The organism is Brevibacterium salitolerans (assembly GCF_039531405.1).
Lineage (GTDB): Bacteria > Actinomycetota > Actinomycetes > Actinomycetales > Brevibacteriaceae > Brevibacterium > Brevibacterium salitolerans.
Genome location: NZ_BAAAPZ010000016.1, coordinates 2,290 through 3,226, shown reverse-complemented (window position 1 = coordinate 3,226; position 937 = coordinate 2,290). Strand labels below are relative to the sequence as shown.

Sequence of the window (937 nt, the reverse complement as noted above, 5' to 3'; positions counted from 1 at the left end):
GTTCTGTGCGCTCTTGCAGAAGAGCGTCCTCAACCGGCGTTCCCGGGTGAGGCGCGAGCACCTGCACAGCATGTCGGTGGCGACTGGGGCGCTGTCGGCGGCCTCGATCGCATACTGAGGACGTGTGACTACGGTGAAGCGCTGGCCCATGACGGGACGGCCTCTGCCGGGCCCGGCACCCTGCGATGCCGGGTCCGGCAGCGTGCCGATGATGCCTATGCCTTGACCTTCCGGAATGCGATCAGTGCAAGCACGACCGCTGCGCCGCTGAGTGCGACACCGATGGTCGAGGTCGTCGTCACCCCGCTGTCGAACGCGGCATGGGCAGACGCCAGGAGTGCCTCGGCGAGATCTGCAGGCAGGTCCTGCGCGACCTTCGTGGCACCGCCCAGGGTCTCCTGTGCCGCGGATGCCTGCGCACTGGTCAGTCCGGCAGGTGCGACGAGGCTGGCGGTGTAGGACGCGGTGAGAATCGAGCCGAGGATCGCGGTGCCCAGCACGGTGCCGAGTTCATAGGCGGTCTCCGAGATCGCAGAGGCGGCTCCGGCCTTCGCTGAGGGAACGGCGGAGAGGATCAGATCATTAGAGATCGTCTCGGCGGCCCCCACGCCTGCGGCGACGAGCGCGAAGGCGAGCACGATCGCGTTCACCGACAGGCCGCCGCTGCTGAAGGCCATGGTCGCATATCCCGCACCGGAAGAGACGAGGCCCGCGATAATGATGTATCCGGGTCGGATCCGTCGGGCCAGCGGGGCGGCGGTGAGTCCGGTGACGATCATGGCGAGCACGCCGGGCAGGAGCGCAAGTCCTGCTTGCATGGGGCGCATGCCGTGGACGAGCTGCAGGTCCTGGGACGCGAAGAACAGGAATCCGATCAGCGAGAAGATGGAGAGCAGGTTGATCAGCACGGCACCGGTGAAGGCGCCGGTCTTGAACA

Annotated in this window: 1 protein-coding gene; it reads right to left on the bottom strand. The window is 67.0% G+C overall.

Features of this window, described 5'->3' with window-relative positions; all coding sequences use genetic code 11:
- Positions 1–215: 215 nt before the first annotated feature.
- The coding region (locus ABD240_RS13215; RefSeq protein ID WP_344337732.1) for an MFS transporter at positions 216–937 on the bottom strand (722 nt) is incomplete at its 5' end.